The organism is Agrobacterium sp. OT33 (genome assembly GCF_017313365.1).
GTDB classification, from domain to species: Bacteria; Pseudomonadota; Alphaproteobacteria; order Rhizobiales; family Rhizobiaceae; genus Agrobacterium; species Agrobacterium rhizogenes_A.
Genome location: NZ_JAFLMZ010000003.1, coordinates 594915 through 612307, shown reverse-complemented (window position 1 = coordinate 612307; position 17393 = coordinate 594915). Strand labels below are relative to the sequence as shown.

Below are 17393 nucleotides of genomic sequence, written 5' to 3'. Positions count from 1 at the left end.
CCTCAGTTCTCGTAGGGATCGGCAGCATCGCGCAAGCCATCACCGAAAAAGTTGAAGGACAGAACGGCGAGCACCACCGCCAGCGAGGGCCATATCAACAGCCACGGTGCGGTTGCCACGGTGCGGATATTCTGGGCGTCCTGGAGCAGCACGCCCCAGCTGACAACGGGGGGCTTCAAACCGATGCCGAGGAAGGAGAGCGAGGTCTCCGCGACGATCATTGTCGGCACTGCGAGCGTCACCACCGCCAGGATGTGGCTGGTGAGCGACGGCAGGATATGGCGGAAGATCAGCCGCATTTCGCTGGAGCCGTCAAGCTTGGCGGCCGTGACGAAATCTTCCCCCCGCAGGGACAGGAACCTGCCTCGAACCTCGCGGGCGAGACTGGTCCAGCCAAGCAGCGAAACGATCACGGTAATCACCAGATAGACGTTGACCGGCGACCAGGTGAGCGGGACCGCGGCCGCCAACCCGAGCCAGAGCGGGATTGTCGGCATAGCGCTGATAACCTCGATGATGCGCTGAATGAAGGTATCGACGCGGCCGCCGTAAAAGCCGGAAATCGAACCGATGACCACACCGAGCACCAGCGAAATGGCGACGCCGATCAGGCCGATCGACATCGATACGCGCGTGCCATAAACGAGACGCGAGAACACATCGCGACCGAGGCGATCGGCACCAAGCAGATACATCGGGTCGTTCGGATTGATCGGGCCGATCAGGTGGCGCTCCATCGGGATGATACCCCAGAGCTTGTAGGCCGGGCCTTTGACGAAGAGACCGATCGGTACGGTCTTGGTGTCATCCACGACGAAGGTGCGGCGTAACGCTACCTTGTCGATCTCCACCTTGTAGCCTTTGACATGCAGCTGGAATTTCGAGCCCCCGTCGGGCGTCGGTGCGAAGAGGCTGATGCCCTGAGGCGGTGCATAAGTATATTGCGACTTGGCGGTCATTGGCAGGGCAGGCGCCAGAAATTCGGCGAACAGGCCGACGAGATAAAGGAATATGATAACGCCGCCAGCGGTCATCGCCACTTTCTGGCGGACCAGCTTGCCGAAGATCAGCCGCCACGGACCGACCGCAGCGTTTGAAACAGCCTTGCCCTGTTTGAGCGGGCTGATCGACGGACCATCGGCCAATGCCGACGTCGTTCCGGTGAGGTTCTTGTTTACGGTCATGGGCTTCTCCTCAGTTGAACCGGATGCGCGGGTCGAGCAGCGCAAGCAGCAGGTCGGAGAGCAGGACGCCTATAAGCGTCAATGCGGAAAGCAGCAGAATGAAACTGCCGGCGAGATACATGTCCTGCGAGACCAGAGCCCGAAAGAGCAACGGCCCGGCCGTTGGCAGGTTGAGCACGATGGCGATAATCGTGACACCGGAAACGAGATGCGGCAGAACCCAGCCGATTGCCGATACGAACGGATTGAGTGCGATGCGTACCGGATATTTGAGGATGACCTTGTATTCCGGCAGGCCCTTTGCGCGCGCCGTGATCACATAGGGCTTGTGCAATTCGTCGGTGAGGTTTGCGCGCAGGATGCGGATCAGTGCGGCGGTGCCGGAGGCGCCGATGATGATGACGGGAATCCAGACATGCTTCAGGAAATCCCAGACCTTGGCAGTGCTCCATGGCGCTTCTGCGAAGGCCTGCGAGTTAAGGCCACCGACACTCTGCCCGAGATAGCGGTAAGCGACATACATCAGAGTCAGCGCCAGAATGAAGTTTGGCACGGCGAGACCGATGAAACCGAGAAAGGTGAAAACGTGGTCGCCGACGGAATGGCGGCGCACAGCCGAATAAATACCGATCGGAAGAGCCACGATCCAGACGAACAGCAGGCTGAGCAGCGAGATTACCAGCGTTGAACCCATGCGCGCCCAGATCAGCCCGGATACGGGTTGGTTCCACTCGAAAGACCAGCCGAAATCGCCGCGGCTGAGGATTCCCCACATCCACTTCATATACTGAATGTAGAACGGGTCATCGAAGCCATAGATTTCCTTCAGGCGCTCGATCTGGGCCGGATCGACCGGCTGGCCGTTTTCGCTCATTGTCGCGATCATCGAGGTCAGGTAGTCGCCGGGCGGCAGCTGGATGATCAGGAATGCAATCAGCGACATGCCGAGCAGGGTCGGGACCATGTAGAGTACGCGCTTGCAGATATAGCCAAGCATCGGTTGTTTTCCTCCCATTCCGATGCGCCGGAGCGCAAGGCCAATATGCGATCCGCTACGGTCTCCTCCAGCCGCAGCGGATGCTTCATGTCAAACTAGCTCCAGTTCAGATGGAGCACCTCCAGCCGCTCGATTTCGGGAACCGTGATGATCGCCCGCCCATTCTCGATCGACAATTCCGCAGCGCGATCGGCCACCACCAGCCATGCCCGATGCAACGTCTTGCCGTTCGGAATTTCGACGGCGACCTTTTGTTTCGACAGCGGAATATTGTCCCTGACCGGTCCTTTCATCATCATCGGATTGGTAAGGTTGAGCAGGCTGATCGCAAGTCCGTCTTCACTTTCGCGCACGGCTATATCAACCACGCCCGGCCCTTCGACCTCGACGCGCTGCGCCTTGCCGAGCGCCCAGCGCACCGCATTTGAAACCAGTCGGCCATGATCGGCCGCCAGCACTTCCCAGAAAATCTCCCCGATATTCCATGGAATATAAACGGTGCGTCCGCCTTTGCCAGTCTCGCGGGCGATGACGGCAGCGCCATCCGCCTGCTTGCGGGGATAGACCTCCTCCATCGGAAGATCGGGGAAATCCGGAACGTAGAGGAACGGTGTGGAGGTCCCGGCCGCTGGCTTGACATCAATGAGACGTGTACCGCCCATGATCCGCTCGGCGCCGTCATAGCCGTCATTGATCGGGTGATCGCCGGAGATTTCCACATAGGTGTTCTTGACGATGCCGCGCGGGCCGGAGACGAGATTGACGCCCAGCACGTCGGCAAGGCCGAAGTCGGATCGGAGTATGCCGTTCTCGTCCCTGAGTGAGGTTTCATAGGCGGCAACGACGCTGCCGCCTCGATCGGCATAGGCGCGTATCGCCACGATCTGTTCGTCCGACAGGCAGCAGGCGTTGGCGAGCACGATCACCTTGAAGCGATCCAGATGATCCGCCGTCAGCACCTGGTCGGAGACCAGTTCGAAGGGGATGCGTGCTTCCACCAGCGCATGATAGAGGCCAAGATCATGGCGCTCCGCCATGCTGCGTTCTTCCGGTGCCCAGTGGCGCAGCGTGGTGGAGGGATCGACGACGGCAACTTCCGCGGTTGGCGTCATGGTGTTGATCACGGGTTCCACCGCCGCCTGTAGCAGGAAGGAATCGACCACCGGCTCGACCCAGCGCTTGTCGGGTACGACACCGTTGAATTTGGTGAACCACGCATAGAGGCCGTGCGCCGTGCCGTTATTCATCCAGAGCTGCATTTCCTCCGGCGTCGTCACGGCATCTTTCCAGCGATATTCCTCTTCAGGACCGATCGAGGTGATCAGCACGACGGGACGATCCGGGAAAGTCGCTCGAATGCGCTTGCCGTTGCGCCCGGCGGACCAGCCGATCTCCACCCCGCGCCGTCCCTGGTGGTCGACGACCAGGAACGGGCAATGCTTGCGGATGACTGACAGATCGAATTCCATGAGAGAGGAACCGGACATGTTGGGGATGAAGCTTGCATGCGGACGGATCGCCTTCACCGCGTCATCCCACTGGACAATGATATCGGTCAGCACATGGCGGCGCCATTGCAGCCAGGCGCGCCAGGCAGGATCTTCCGCATCGGGTTTCAGGGGCAGATCATAGCCGGACATGTCCTTGAAACGCCGGGCACTATCCTCGCTGTAATCGACACCATGGCCCTGCCATCGGTTGGCGAAGACCGCATCGATATCGTAATCGCGGACGATTTCCTTCACTACTTCCGGCATGAATTCGGTGTTGTAGGAGCCATAGGCATTGGTGATCCAGATGCCGGGGTAGGCCCAATGTTCGCGGGGCGTGCCGTCGGCATTGATCATCACCCATTCCGGATGGGCCTTGGCGGCATCGTCATGGATGGCATGGGGGTCGACACGCGCCATGACATGCATGTCCAGCCTGCGCGCTGCATCGACAAGAGCGCCGAAGATGTCGCGATCACCCAGCACGTTGCTGACATAATGATAGGGAATCCTGCTCGGATAAAAGGCGATGTAGCCGCCGGCGCTGAGGCAGACCGCGTTCGACCTGGTGCGCTTGAAGACATCGATCCAGAAGGCCGGATCGTATTTCTCCGGGTCGTTTTCCACGAAGGTCAGCTGGGTCCAGCGTGTCGCGGACCTGAACCATTCGGGCGTGCGGAGAGTGTCGATATTCTGTTGTCTCGCGTCGAGCATTCTTCGGTCCTATCTTCAGACAATGAGGGAGCGTTCGGTGCCGGCACGTGGCCGGCACCGCAGACATTCGTATGAGGCGCGTGGGCTCAGACCTTGTAGAACTGTTCCGGCATGGTTGGGGCAGGGGTTGGCCAGCCGAAGGAGTTCGGCATCGTCTTCAGGATGTTACGCATGTTGTTCTTGACGATGCCGTAGCCATCGGACGGCAGCGAGATGCCGAAGACGTAGAAATTATCGGCGGCCCCCTGCAGGATCTGCTTCATCACGTCCTGCTGGCTGGCCGCGTCGGGTTTGGCCTTGAGGTCATCATAAAGAGCAAGCTGCCGTTTGGTTTCTTCTGGCGGCTCTTCGGCACTCGGATTGTTCGGGTCGACATACCAGAGAGACCATGCGGGGCCATAAACGGCATTGTTGTCCGTCGGCGCATAATAACGCGGATCAAGCATTGCCGCGACGCCGCCATTGGCGCCGAACTGATGCGCGGTGGCATCGAAACTGCGGCCACGGCGTACGCGCGTTTCCCACAGCGAGCGATCCATGGTGCGCAGCTGTGCGTCGATGCCGACCGCCTGGAACATGGGTATCGCAAGCTGAAAGAAATCCAGGAAGATCGGACGAGCCTGATCGATCTCGAAGATGATCGAGACGCGCCGGCCGGCCTCGTCCAGTCGAAAGTTCTGATCATCGCGTTTGGGGATGATGACGTCGAGCAGAGCATTGGCCTTGTCGATGTCATACTCGGTAAACTGACCAGCGAGCTGTTCGTTGTAAAGCGGATCATCCGGCTTGATCGAAGGCTGGGCCGGAGCCCCCTGACTGACCAGCACGGCGTCGATCAATGTCTGCCTGTCGAGAGACATGGAAAGCGCGGCACGAAAATCCCTGTTGCGGAAGAGTTTGCGCTTCGTCTCGTCACTATGGTTGAGGTTGAGGATGAAATTCATCACATTGGCCTCCGTCGAGGTCAGCGTGTAGAAATCATAGTCGCCCTGCGCGCGGGCGTCATAAAGCACCGCCTTGTTGGTCGGTGTCCCGATATACTGGTCCATCATGTCGATTTCGCCCTGCATGGCCTTCAGCAGAAGAACCTGCGGGTCGGCGACCATCTGATAGACGATGCGCTCCATGTAGGGGAGCTGGTTGCCCTCGGTATCGACTTTCCAATAGTACGGATTGCGTTCCGCGACTGCGCGTTCGGTGTTTTCGCCCGGTGCAATCGTAAACATCCAGGCATTCAGGCAAGGCTTCTTCGATGAATTGAGGAAGAAGGAATTGTCGTCCTGAAAGCCGGCGATTGCCTGGAAAGCGGCGATCCAGCCTTCAAAACCTCTCTGCTTGGCAGCCTCGTCCGCTTTCGGATTATAGTCGATGTGGAACTGCTGGAGATAATGTTTCGGGCAGCGCGTGGTCTGGTCCAGATTCGACCATGCGACCTGCAATGGAAAGAGACCGTTAGGCTCGGCGAAGATAACCCGGAAGGTCTGCTCGTCGACCACTTCAAGCCTGGCGGGTTCGCCGTTGCTTCGCCAGTGGCCTTGCCCGGCAAACGCGACACGATCGTCTGTCAGAACCGTATCATACCAGAATTTGATATCGGCGGTGGTATAGGGATGCCCATCCGACCATTTCATGCCCTTGCGCAGCCGTATCGTATACTGCGTTGCGTCTTCGTTGGCATCGAAGGCTTCCGCGACATTCAGCGTTACGCCGGACCAGTCGGGTGAATAGCGCACAAGCGGCTCGTAGGCCTGGAACCGAAAGATATGTGAGAGAGAGCCGCCGCCAACCAGCGCCAGATTCCATGTGCCGCCATAAGTGCCGACACTTTCATGAGGCTTGATCACCAGCGGCTTTTCCGGCAGCCGTTGATCCAGTGCGGGCAATTCGCCAGCGTCCACCTTCGCCTTGAGGCTTTCTGCCTCCCGGAACTTTGCTGCGACGACCGGCAATGCCGGCAGGATTAGGGCGGCCGAGGTCCCGGCCAGAAACGCTCGGCGTTTCAGCTCAAACATGGGTTTTTCCTCCTCAAAAATCCGATCTGCTTTTCTCTTTTCGGATAACAAAAGAGATTCCATGTGAATTTTGTTAGGTAAAGCGTTATGTTACTGATTGCTAATTTTATTGCGACGCAATATGTATTGTTAGGTAATTGCGAGGGATAAGATGAGAGCAAAAAACCGGGTTACGCTACAGGCGATCGCGGATGAGGTCGGACTTTCAAAATATGCCGTCTCCCGGTCACTGGCAGGAAAGTCAGGCGTGAGCGAGGAGACGCGCCAGCTTATTCTCGGCGCTGCCGAACGCCTCGGATATACCAAGCAGGCAAGTCGTCATGACACGCTGGAGCTCGGTTTGGTGTTCCATGACGTCGATCTGGTCAACAGCGAGCTCAATCAAGAAGTTCAGGCGGGTGCGCAGCGCGAAGCCGAGCGGCTTGGTGTCAATCTTCGCGTTCGATGGGCGCATGGCGACGACATTCTTGCGCAGCACGCGAAGTCATTTTCCGGCCTTATCCTGGCTGGGCCTCACTCGCGCGATGCGATAGCCAGAGCAGAAGCAGTCGGACGGCCGATCATTCGCATGGGCTGGACGGAGCCCCTTGAGCAGGTTGACTATGTTGGCGGGACGGACCATGAGGGTGGGCAGGCAGTCGTCAAGTTTTTGCTTGGACTGGGCCACAAGACAATCGCCTATGTTTATGGATCGACGGTCTATCGGGGGCGGAACGAACGCTATTACGGCGCGCGCGAGGTCATTGAGCAGGCAGGTGATGCGGAACTTCACCTCATGAAGTTTGATGAGACCCTGGGCTTTGCCGGCGCTCTTGGGAAACTTGAGTCGAACGGGATTTACCCGACGGCATATTTTTGCGCCCACGATGGTCTGGCGCTCACCGTTGTATCCGAATTGCTCGGTCGGGGCTATCGGATACCGGATGACGTATCAGTCGTTGGATTTGGCGATTATTCTGCGGCCACCCAGATTTCACCACCGCTAACGACAGTTCGCGTGTTTGGTCGCGAAGCTGGAGCCGCCGCGCTTGCCTTGCTGCTAGAGCGGATTGACCGGCCGCGAAACCAGGATCAGCCGCCCCGTAGCATAAGGATCGTGTCGCGCCTGATCGAGCGGAAGTCCACTGCGCAGGCGAAGCTCTTGCACACGTAGTCGTACAAATCGCTGAAGCAAGGAGCCATGAATACTTCCTGATGGCTCTACTGAGTAAACCGCCGGAGCGGGAAAACAGCTTCCGGGGCGGCTACGTTGCGCATCAGATCGGCAACTCCATGGGTACGGCGCCCTCATCGCCATAGCCGCGATCGGTTCGCTTGACGAAAATGCCAGCAGCTTCTTCGATCATCGTGATCCGGCAATGGTGCAGTGACCTTACACGCGCAAGTTCTGATTTAAGACTGCCGGGTATGGTGCCTCGCCGGATTCCAGGTGTTGAACCAGTGCCTTCGCGTTTCGCTCGACTTCGACGATGACCTGTTGCAGCCGTTGTCGACAGTGCCGGACCTGACGCCGGCAGCCATCGGGATAATCGCGGACGATGATCTTCTGACGGGCGAACCACTTTGCAATAGCACCGTGCGCACGTCCTGCGGCGCACGGCTTCATCGCGGTATGGGAACGGTGAATGTCGTTCGGATTGCCCGGTTATTTGCAAGGCCGTGAATTCAAATCCGCAATCAACTCAGGTGTATAGGCGTTGGCTTCGATCGTAAGCCGCTGTCACCTGTGCGAGGATTGAACCTGGGAAAGAGGATATCTATCCTGAAGCTACCGACGATATGATCTTTCTTCATGGAACGGCGGGGTTTGATGGGAGCATTCATTGCTCTTGCTCTCTTCGAGAATGGTTCAGGCGGGACTGTACCCGCCCGATTGTTGAGGCTCAAAGCGCTGGATAGTCAGTGTAGCCTTTCTCGGCACCGCCGAAGAACGTCATGCGGTCGGCTTCGTTGAAGGCGGCGCCCGTCTTCATGCGCTGGACGAAATCCGGGTTTGCCAGAATCATCGCACCATAGGCTTCCATGTCGGCGAGACCCGACGCGACATCGGCACCGATCTGGTCACGAGGTCGCCCCGGCCGATTGACGATCAGTGTACCGGTACGCAGCTTGCGGATGTCGGTCAGCAATTCCTCATTGCCCTGGTGCATGATGTGGACATAAGCAGGGTTCAGCTTGTCGAGTACACCGACCAGATGGCGATAAAGCTCGGGGCCTTCCGGACCCTCGTCGATGCCCCACATCGCCGTACCGGGCGAAAGACGGATCGCGGTCTTGTCGGCGCCGATTTCCTCGGTGACCGCTCTGGCAACTTCAATTGCAAAACGGGCCCGGTTCTGGATTGATCCACCGTATTCATCCGTGCGCACATTGGCGCTCGGCGCCAGGAACTGTTGGATCAGATAGGCATTCGCACCGTGGATCTCAACGCCGTCAGCACCCGCCTCGATCGCGCGCTTGGCCGCATAGGCAAAGTCCCTTACCGTCTGGCGCACTTCCTCGGTGGTCAGCGCGCGTGGGGTCGGAATATCCTGCATGCCGGTCGCCGTGAACATGCCGGCACCCGGTGCGATCGCCGACGGTGCCACGCCCTGACGATGATGCGGCGTGTTGTCGGGATGTGACATGCGGCCGGCATGCATGAGCTGAATATAGATATGGCCGCCTTTTGCATGCACCGCATCGGTAACCTTCTTCCAGCCGGCGACATGGGCGTCGGTGTAGATGCCCGGCGTGGTAAGATACCCCTGTCCATCGTCGGAAGGCTGAGTTCCTTCGCTGACGATCAGGCCGACGCTGGCGCGTTGCGCATAATATTCAGCGGCGAGGGGGCCAGGCGTGCCATCAGGGTTGGCGCGTGAGCGGGTCATCGGGGCCATGACGAAACGGTTGGGAAACTCGGTGTTGCCGAGCGTGATAGGCTGCCAGATGTCGGTCATTGTCAAATATCTCCGGTTCGCACTGATACTGCGGATGCTGTGTTTGTCTCGGGAAATCCGTCGAGACAGGATGCCAACCTAGATATGGGATAAGCTTAATCCGGGATAAATCCGGTAAACAGGAAATCATTGATCCATAAATGGAGCAATAATTGTGGTGTACGATCCGGCTCATGCTTGCTTCAGATGCTCGCGCAGGAATTCGATGAAACGCTGGGTTTTTGCCGGCAACAACCGTGTCTCGGTAAGCGCATAGACCGGCAAGGGCGTCCCCTGCCACTCGGGAAGGATACGACGCAGCCGACCATCGGGGAGATACTCTGCGACAACCTCCGGCGGGATGAGGGTGATGCCGAGATCAAGTGTTGCAAGGCGGCAGATCATGCCTCGGCTATTGAGGTGGAACCGGCTGCCGACTGGAATTTCGACAGAATGACTTCCATTGTTCAACTTCCAGTGTGCCGCCTTCGGAAAGTCGAGGCATTCGTGCCGTGAGAGATCCGAAGGCTGGGTCGGTTCACCGAACCGTTCAAGGTATTTGGGCGAAGCATAAAGGTAAGGCGTTAGCTTGGCCAAGGGGCGCGCTATAAGAGCGGAATCCGATTGCGATCCCATACGGATCGCAACGTCGAACGGTTCCGCGACCAGATCTACGTTTCGCGGCGTAAGATCGAATTCGAAGCTGATGCCCGGATAGCAAACAGAGAACTTGGCGATCAGCGGTGCAAGATATGTCGTTGCAAAGTCGACCGGCAGTGAAGCGCGCAAGATGCCGCTCGGTTGCTCCAGCATCTCGCCAAGTTGCTCATGCGCAAGCCGCGCCTCATCGACAATGCGCTTGCAGCGTTCGAAATAAATCTGCCCCGCCTCAGTCAGTTCGATCTTCCGGGTGGTCCGATGAAGGAGCCTCAAACCGATGCTCTTCTCCAGCCCGCTAATCCGGCGAGACAGCGTGGAGTTTGGCATACTGAGGCTATCGGCCGCCCGGCGGAAGCTCTTCATTTTTACGACCTCAACGAACAGGGCCATGTCGTCGAGATGCATCATTTCTATTGCTCCGCAGATGGATCAGTTTTTCAAGGCTAGCCTATTTATCCCAAAATCTGAGCGGGTAACAATGCGCTTGCCCGGTCTGTGGGGCCTCGGGGTGAAGCATGCTTGAGGCTGCAATAATGCCCTGTCCCAGAATATGTACCCCCTGGGCACCTTCGGCAAACGTCGCTCACCGCTCCAGCCGTTGTCAGTGGTTATGCTGCTCGATATCTCTTTGCAGGCACATACCTTGCTGAGAGTGCCTTTGGCATATCGGTTTTTGATGCGGTGGAAATTGGCGGCCAGGTTTTTGACCGGGAATACCTGACGCTCCCATCTTTTCCGGCACAAAAAATACATGCCATTGTCCTGAAGGCCAAGAAAGTGTCTGGCAGGTTGACGCCGCCATTTCGCAAGCTGGGTAGTCGAACTCTCCGATGAAGAATCGCTATTGGTTCAGGAATAAATTATAGCGAAACCGCCAACGCTGTTTTTGAGGATCGATAGTTGCCAAACAACACGCCCCGCATCCAGCATTTGAACTGGAACCTGCTGCGGACTTTTCTGGTCATCGTTGAGGAAGGCAGCATCACACGGGCGGCCAACCGGCTTTTCGTGCGCCAGCCTTCCGTAACTGCGGCCCTGCAAAAGCTGGAGGAAACGCTGGGGTGCCAGTTGATTCAGCGCGACAGCCGCCGTTTCGTGCTGACGGTCCAGGGTGAAATGCTTCGCCAAGAATGTGCCGAAATTTTCCTGCGTGTCGAGCGTATCGGCGAAAAACTGTCGACCGAGGCGGATGATCTGACGGGTCAGGTGCGTGTCCTCATTGTCACCAATCTCGTGCTTCCACAGCTCGATCAGGCTCTTCGTCAATTGCGGCGGCGCCATCCATCCGTCACCATCCGCATCGATGTCGCCAATACGCAGGATATCGTTCGTGCCATCGGCCAAAAACAGGCTACCTTCGGGATTTGCCTGCTGCCGAAACCGCTCGCCGGAATGGACTGCAAATTTCTGCTCAGGGAAACATTCGGGATTTATTGCGGTGCTTCCCATCCCTTTTACGGCCGTGGCGACATCACCATGGAGGAATTGCGGCAGGAAGCCTTCGTGGCCTTCGCCTGCAGCCAGGAAGGCGGCGCGCTGGAGCCGATGATCGCCCTCCGCGACGGCGTGGGGCTCGGCAAATGGACCGTCGGCTCCAGCCCGCATATGGAAGAAGTCCGGCGAATGATCATCGCCGGCATCGGCGTGGGCATTCTGCCACTGGATGCGGCGCGCGGTTTTGAGGAAGACGAGCTTTGGCAGATCCCGCTGCTTCAGGATTCGCTGGGAGCCGACGCCTATTTCCTCCGCAACCCCGATATGGAACTCGGCGGCGCCGAGCAGGCGTTCCTGACGATTTTCGAAAACGAGCTTTTCGATGCCCAGGCTGCGGCCGCCCTTGTGGAACCGGGTGGAGAATAGGAAAACGGCGAAAAGTGATCACACCGTTCGCCGTTCCATTCAAAGTATTTTCCAGCGAAACCGGACCCGGCATTGCCGGTCGGGAATACGCTAAAACAGGGTATTGGAGCCCTTTCGCGCTTCATAGAAAAGCGAAAGCGCTCCAGCTCAGTCCGCCCGGTTTGCGCGTTCCAGCACGGCCTGAACGAGAACGTTCACACCGGGTTCGATGTCAGCAACCGTGACATTTTCCGCCTCGTTGTGGGAAAGACCGCCCTCGCACGGTGTGAAGATCATCGCTGTCGGCAGATATTCGGCGACATGCATGGCGTCATGCCCTGCCTCGGTGAGAAGGTCCATCGAGGAATAACCGAAAGCACCCGTGGCATTGCGGATGAGTTCGATGCAGCCGGCGTCAAAATGCATGCCGCCATAGGCCCAGCCTTCCTTGACGACGATCCTGCAACGGGACCGCTCTTCCAGCTCGGGAAGTCTCGCCTTGAAGGCATCAAACATGGTGCTGACCACCGCATCATCGGGGTGGCGCATGTCGCAGGTCATTTCCACGAAATTCGGCAGCGCGCCAAGGAGATTGGGTTCCGCCCTGATGCGCATCGTCGTGGACTTGCCGCCGGTCTCGTGATTAGCCCAGCCGATCTCGTTGATTGCCAGCGTCACCTCAGCCGCGCCCACCAGCGCGTTCTTGCGCGCCGGCATCGGCGTTGGGCCGACATGGCCGGTTTCGCCGTGTACTTCCACCACGAAACCACGCACGCCGAAGGCGCCGGTGACGATACCGAGTTGCTTGCTCGCTGCCTCCAGACGCGGCCCCTGTTCGATATGCAGCTCGAACAGACTGTCGAAAGCCTCCGCCGAAATCGCGTCTTTACCCTTGAAACCGATGCGCTCCAACTCGCCGCCAAGCGTAAAGCCATCGCGATCCTTGCGGGAATAGGCGAATTCCGCCGCCTTGGCGCCGGTAAAAACCGCCGAACCGATCATCGGCGGCTCGAAACGCGCGCCTTCCTCGTTGGTCCAGTTCACAAGGGTGATCGGCCGGCGTGTGGCAATGGCATGGTCATTCAGTGTGCGCACGAGTTCCAGCCCGGCCAGCACGCCAAGAATACCGTCGAAGCGGCCGCCATGAACCTGCGTGTCGAGGTGGCTGCCGACCAGTACGGGCTTGGCATCCGCATCGGCTCCTGCCCGTTCGGCGAAGATATTGCCGACGGCGTCGATCCTGACCGTCAGGCCCGCCTCCTCGCACCAGTGAATGAACTGGTGACGCATCGCCGCATCCTCGTCGGAAAGCGCCAGCCGCTTCAGGCCGCCCTTTTCGGTCGCGCCGATTTCGGCGGAACGCATCAGCGTTGCCCAAAGGCGTGACATGTCTGGCCGGATATTGCTCAATCTCTTCATTTCGGTCCCCTGTTATGGTCTCGCTGCTGCAATGCCCCGGCGTAACCGGCAGCCCGCAGGCGACCTCTTTTCAGTCCATGGAGTGACAAAGGGGATAAGACCAAACCGGAAAATTCAAAAATAGATAGATTCGATACTTAGAATAAGAGTGGCGTTTTTTCCGGTCGAAAAAGAAATTTCAGCCGGTCAAAAGACAGGCAGGGGCTGCGCAGCCGAGCGGCAAAGAAAAACAGTGCCTACGATATTTCTCTGATTTTATTATCTATTTCAAAATTTATATTCGGCGCCGAGATGCCCGAAAATGCTCAGGATTTGGTCTATAGCGCCGCCCTATGGAAGAAATCTGCATTATCTATTTGTCGGGAGCCTCCCGCTTTCCCATCATTGCGCAAAACAGGGGAACATCGCAGCATGTCGGACTGACGGAGAGAACCGAAAAACGGTTGCTCCGCCGGAAATGGCTATCGGCATCTCATGCCTTCGGCATGCGGCCGCTCCGCTTCGTCGTTTCCCCGTTTTCCTTCACGGCAACATAAAGGGGAATGTTCATGCAAGGGGAAACCGCACTCGTGGGCTCCGTCGAAAAACAGCCGGTCGGCGTTCGGCGGATCGCCGTCGCAAGCGTCATCGGCACCACCGTCGAATGGTACGATCTTTTCGTCTTCGCCACCGCTTCGGCACTGGTCTTCAACAAGGTCTTCTTTCCAAGCTTCGACGCAATCGTCGGCACGCTTCTGGCTTTCGGCACCTTCGCCTCGGCCTACCTCGCCCGCATCGTCGGGGCAGCGCTTTTCGGCCATTTCGGTGACAGGATCGGCCGCAAGTCGATGCTGCTTGTTTCCCTGATCATGATGGGTGTTGCGACCTTCGCCATCGGCCTTCTGCCGAACTACGAACAGATCGGCGTCTGGGCGCCCATCCTGCTTCTGGCGCTGCGCGTCGTGCAGGGTCTTGCGCTCGGCGGCGAATGGGGCGGGGCGGTGCTGATGGCGGTCGAGCACGCGCCGCAGAACCGGCGCGGCCTTTATGGCTCCTGGGTGCAGATCGGTGTTCCGGCCGGCACATTGATCGCCAACCTCGCTTTCCTTGCCATTGGTTTCACGATGGCGCCCGAGGACCTGATTTCCTGGGGCTGGCGCATTCCGTTCCTCGTCAGCATTCTTCTGGTCGCTGTCGGTGCCTATGTTCGGCTCAACACCGCCGAAACGCCGTCCTTCGCCAAGGTGAAGACCGAAGAGGCGACCGTGCGCGTGCCCTTCTTCGAACTGCTTTCCAAATCCTGGAAGACGGTTCTTCTTGGCGGCATTGCCACCATGTCCACCGGATCGTCCTTCAACCTTATCGTCGCCTTCGGTCTGAGCTATGGTACGCAGGCGCTCAACATCTCCCGCAACGAAATGCTGGTGATCGTGCTGATTTCCTGCATGGCGTGTATTTTCCTGCTGCCGCTCTTCGGCCTGCTTTCCGACAAGATCGGCCGCCGGCCGGTCATTCTCGGCGGCATTCTGGCCGAAGCGCTCGTCGCTTTCCCGATGTTCTGGCTGATGGATACCGCCACCTTTGCCGGCGCACTTGCGGGCTACCTGCTGATGATGACGGCCTTTGCCGCCAATTACGGCCCGATCGCCACCTTCCTCGCCGAACTTTTCGGCACCAAGGTTCGCTATTCGGGCCTGTCCATCGCTTATATGCTCTCGGGGGTTCTGGGCAGCGCGCTTACTCCCGTCATCACCACCTGGCTGCTTTCCGCAACCGGTAGCGGCGCATCCGTTGCGTGGTACATGATCGGCTCCGCGCTGCTCTCTGCCGTCGCCCTGCTGGCGCTGACCGAGACCGTGAAACGCGATCTGGCCAAGACCAACTGATCCATATTGCCATATCACGGACGCCGGCCCCACGCCGGCGTCTTTCTTTTGGAGAAGTCAATGGAAAGTCCCGACACAATCAATGAGGCGCTCGAACTGCTCCGGAGCGTCGAGACGGCGACGATCGGTCATTTCAGATCGGATGGATTTATGGATCCGGCGATGCAATGCGTCATCGATGGCGTTCGCATCGCCGGTCGCGCGCTGACCGTCAGCCTGCCGGGAGATGACGGAACGGCGCTTCCGCATGCCCTTTCCCGCGCCATGCCCGGCGATATCCTCGTTATCGAGCGACTGAGCGACGATCGGCACGCCTGTTGGGGCGCGGTCATGACCGCCGCAGCGCTCGCGCGTGGTGTCACCGCCATCATCCTCGATGGTTATGTCACGGATATTGGTTCGATCCGCAGCGCCGGCTTGCCGGTCTGGTGCCGGGGGCGCTCGCCCATCACCACCAAGCTCAGAGGTCGGGGAAATGTCGCGGGGCCGGTTGTCTGCGGCGGGGTCAAGGTTCAGAACGGCGATATCGTGCTGGCCGATGAAAACGGCGTGTGCATTTTGCCACCCGAGGAAGCATTGGCAACGGCACGGCATGCTCTCGCCATTCAGGAAAAGGAGCCCGGCATCGTTGCAAGGCTCGAAAAGGGGGAAGATATCGTGGCGGTTTATGGACTTTCACCGCTGGAGCAGTCCACGTAAAGCCGACCTGCAATCTTGCGCCCCGGGAAATGCTTGTGGGCGCGTCAGCCGATCCGGCCGACGCACCCTTTTTTCATGCCCACCTGACCTCAGAGGACAGCGAGGCACTCGATTTCGATATCGAAGGGCAAGGACCAGGGTTTGATGGTTGCCGAGGTGCGCGCCGGGAACCCGGCTGCGAAATATTCGCGGTATATGTCGTTCACTGTGCCCATTAATGCTGCATCGGTGACATAGATGGTGGTCTTGATCACATCTTCGAAGGTGGCGCCCGCTGCAGCCAGTGTCACCCGCAGGGCTTCCAGCGAGGCCCGGGTCTGGGCGGCGATATCGCCCCTGACGATGTCGCCCGTTTCAAGATCGACGGGCGGCATGCCGCAGGTGGCGATGATGTTGCCGGAGCGGACAAGCGCCGAGGTCGGCGCTCCCAGCCGGCGGATCGCCTCTGAAACCACCGGCACTTCAAGGATTTCGCGTTTGGCCATGTCTGTCATCCTTTTCCGTTCAGCGTCGCGGCCTCATAGACCATGGTGGCCGCCGCAAGATCGGCAAGTGCGGTTCCGACAGCCTTATAGAGCGTGATCTCATCATCACCACTGCGCGCAAACCGGTCTGCCCTGCAAAGTCCGGCAAGTGTGGATCTGACGCTCTCCTCAGAAAACAGGCCCGCTTCGATCGGTTGAACGAGATCGCCCGCTTCGTGCAGCGCTTCCTCCGTATCGATAAAGACCGAGGCACGGCTTATGGCCTCGTCATCCGCCTCGCGCATGCCGGGCGTGAAGCCACCGATGAGATCGACATGCGTGCCGGGGCGCAGCCACGCGCCCCGGATGAGCGGCGTGGTGGCGAGCGTCGCGGCGCTGACGATATCGGCCTCGGCAACCGCCCTCTCCAGATCATCGACCACCGTGGCCGCAAGCCCCGACGCTTCGATGGTTTGCGCCAGCCGTTCGGCATTGCCACGATCGATATCCCAGACGGCCACCTGCTCAAGTGGTCTGATGGCCCGGTAGGCGTCGGGAATGAGGCTCGCGATGCGGCCGGCGCCCAGCACCAAAAGCCGGCTGGCATTCTTGCGCGCCAGATAATCCGCTGCAAGCGCCGACGCCGCAACAGTCCGGCGGCCGGTAATGACATTGCCGTCCAGCGTGGCCAGTTGGATGCCGGTCTGTGCGTCGTAAAGCATATAGGTCGATGTCAGTCCCGGCAGGTTTCTGTTAGCATTTCCAGGAAAAACGGTGACGATCTTGATCCCCAGATAACGAGAGGACCGCTGGGAGCCATGCCAGGCGGGCATCAACAGCAGTGTCGCGGCGGCCTCATCTGGCACATCGATCGTGTGATGGTGCCGGACTGGCATCTCGCAACCTTCCGCGAAGGCGGAAGCAAGCGCTTTGATGAGCCCGTCAAACGGCAAAAGACCGGCTGTTTCCTGTGAATTGATCATGAGCATGTGCGCCTCCCTTCAGCTTTCTGGCGGAGGTCAAAATGGCGCAAGTCAGTGCGTTTTATAACGTCGAATCTCGCTATTCTATTTATAGCCTATATGAAGGCAACATAAACGCATGCCGCAAAGGCGGAATGTCACGTTCCCCG

The 17393-nt window shown here is 58.7% G+C and carries 13 protein-coding genes; 4 read left to right on the top strand and 9 right to left on the bottom strand.

Annotation, left to right across the window (positions count from 1 at the left end):
• Positions 1 to 2: 2 nt before the first annotated feature.
• The 4 genes from JZX88_RS10480 to JZX88_RS10465 all read right to left on the bottom strand — a co-directional run bounded on the left by JZX88_RS10480 (position 3) and on the right by JZX88_RS10465 (position 6397).
• Positions 3 to 1184 (bottom strand): ABC transporter permease, encoded by a 1182-nt coding sequence (locus JZX88_RS10480; protein ID WP_110756421.1) that lies wholly within the window; start codon positions 1182 to 1184, stop codon positions 3 to 5.
• A gap of 10 nt (positions 1185 to 1194) precedes the next feature.
• A complete protein-coding gene (locus tag JZX88_RS10475; RefSeq protein ID WP_065114179.1) occupies positions 1195 to 2181 on the bottom strand; it encodes an ABC transporter permease in 987 nt (328 codons plus the stop codon).
• Positions 2182 to 2276: 95 nt separating this feature from the next.
• On the bottom strand, positions 2277 to 4385 hold the full coding sequence (locus JZX88_RS10470) for a family 10 glycosylhydrolase (RefSeq protein ID WP_206913493.1): 2109 nt from the start codon (positions 4383 to 4385) through the stop codon (positions 2277 to 2279).
• 86 nt (positions 4386 to 4471) lie between these two features.
• A complete protein-coding gene (locus JZX88_RS10465; RefSeq protein ID WP_206913492.1) occupies positions 4472 to 6397 on the bottom strand; it encodes an ABC transporter substrate-binding protein in 1926 nt (641 codons plus the stop codon).
• 151 nt (positions 6398 to 6548) lie between these two features.
• Between JZX88_RS10465 and JZX88_RS10460 the strand changes: the two genes are divergently transcribed.
• Complete coding sequence (locus JZX88_RS10460; RefSeq protein WP_065114176.1) at positions 6549 to 7550, top strand: LacI family DNA-binding transcriptional regulator; 1002 nt, start codon at positions 6549 to 6551, stop codon at positions 7548 to 7550.
• 730 nt (positions 7551 to 8280) lie between these two features.
• Here JZX88_RS10460 and JZX88_RS10455 read toward each other — a convergent pair.
• Both JZX88_RS10455 and JZX88_RS10450 read right to left on the bottom strand, forming a co-directional pair.
• Positions 8281 to 9336, bottom strand: a complete 1056-nt coding sequence (locus tag JZX88_RS10455) for an alkene reductase (RefSeq protein ID WP_206913490.1) — start codon at positions 9334 to 9336, stop codon at positions 8281 to 8283.
• Between the two features lie 171 nt (positions 9337 to 9507).
• Entirely contained in the window at positions 9508 to 10383 is an 876-nt protein-coding gene (locus JZX88_RS10450) for a LysR family transcriptional regulator (RefSeq protein ID WP_206913488.1), read from the bottom strand.
• Between the two features lie 492 nt (positions 10384 to 10875).
• Between JZX88_RS10450 and JZX88_RS10445 the strand changes: the two genes are divergently transcribed.
• Complete coding sequence (locus JZX88_RS10445) at positions 10876 to 11835, top strand: LysR family transcriptional regulator (protein ID WP_065114173.1); 960 nt, start codon at positions 10876 to 10878, stop codon at positions 11833 to 11835.
• A 147-nt stretch (positions 11836 to 11982) separates the two neighbouring features.
• On the opposite strand, the gene JZX88_RS10440 is transcribed toward JZX88_RS10445, so the two are convergent.
• On the bottom strand, positions 11983 to 13233 hold the full coding sequence (locus JZX88_RS10440; RefSeq protein ID WP_206913487.1) for a Zn-dependent hydrolase: 1251 nt from the start codon (positions 13231 to 13233) through the stop codon (positions 11983 to 11985).
• A gap of 548 nt (positions 13234 to 13781) precedes the next feature.
• Here JZX88_RS10440 and JZX88_RS10435 point away from each other — a divergent pair.
• Both JZX88_RS10435 and JZX88_RS10430 read left to right on the top strand, forming a co-directional pair.
• Positions 13782 to 15098 carry an MFS transporter gene (locus tag JZX88_RS10435; protein ID WP_246753462.1) on the top strand — a complete coding sequence of 439 codons (1317 nt, stop codon included), beginning with the start codon at positions 13782 to 13784 and terminating at the stop codon, positions 15096 to 15098.
• Positions 15099 to 15158: 60 nt separating this feature from the next.
• Entirely contained in the window at positions 15159 to 15797 is a 639-nt protein-coding gene (locus JZX88_RS10430; protein WP_065114169.1) for an RraA family protein, read from the top strand.
• A gap of 89 nt (positions 15798 to 15886) precedes the next feature.
• Here the strand turns inward: JZX88_RS10430 and JZX88_RS10425 are convergent, their stop codons facing one another.
• Together JZX88_RS10425 and JZX88_RS10420 are read right to left on the bottom strand one after the other, a co-directional pair.
• Positions 15887 to 16291, bottom strand: a complete 405-nt coding sequence (locus tag JZX88_RS10425) for a RidA family protein (RefSeq protein ID WP_206913486.1) — start codon at positions 16289 to 16291, stop codon at positions 15887 to 15889.
• Positions 16288 to 17250, bottom strand: coding sequence for an ornithine cyclodeaminase family protein (locus JZX88_RS10420; RefSeq protein WP_206913485.1), 963 nt, complete (start codon positions 17248 to 17250; stop codon positions 16288 to 16290). The genes JZX88_RS10425 and JZX88_RS10420 overlap by 4 nt, the downstream gene beginning before the upstream one ends.
• Between the last annotated feature and the right edge of the window lie 143 nt (positions 17251 to 17393).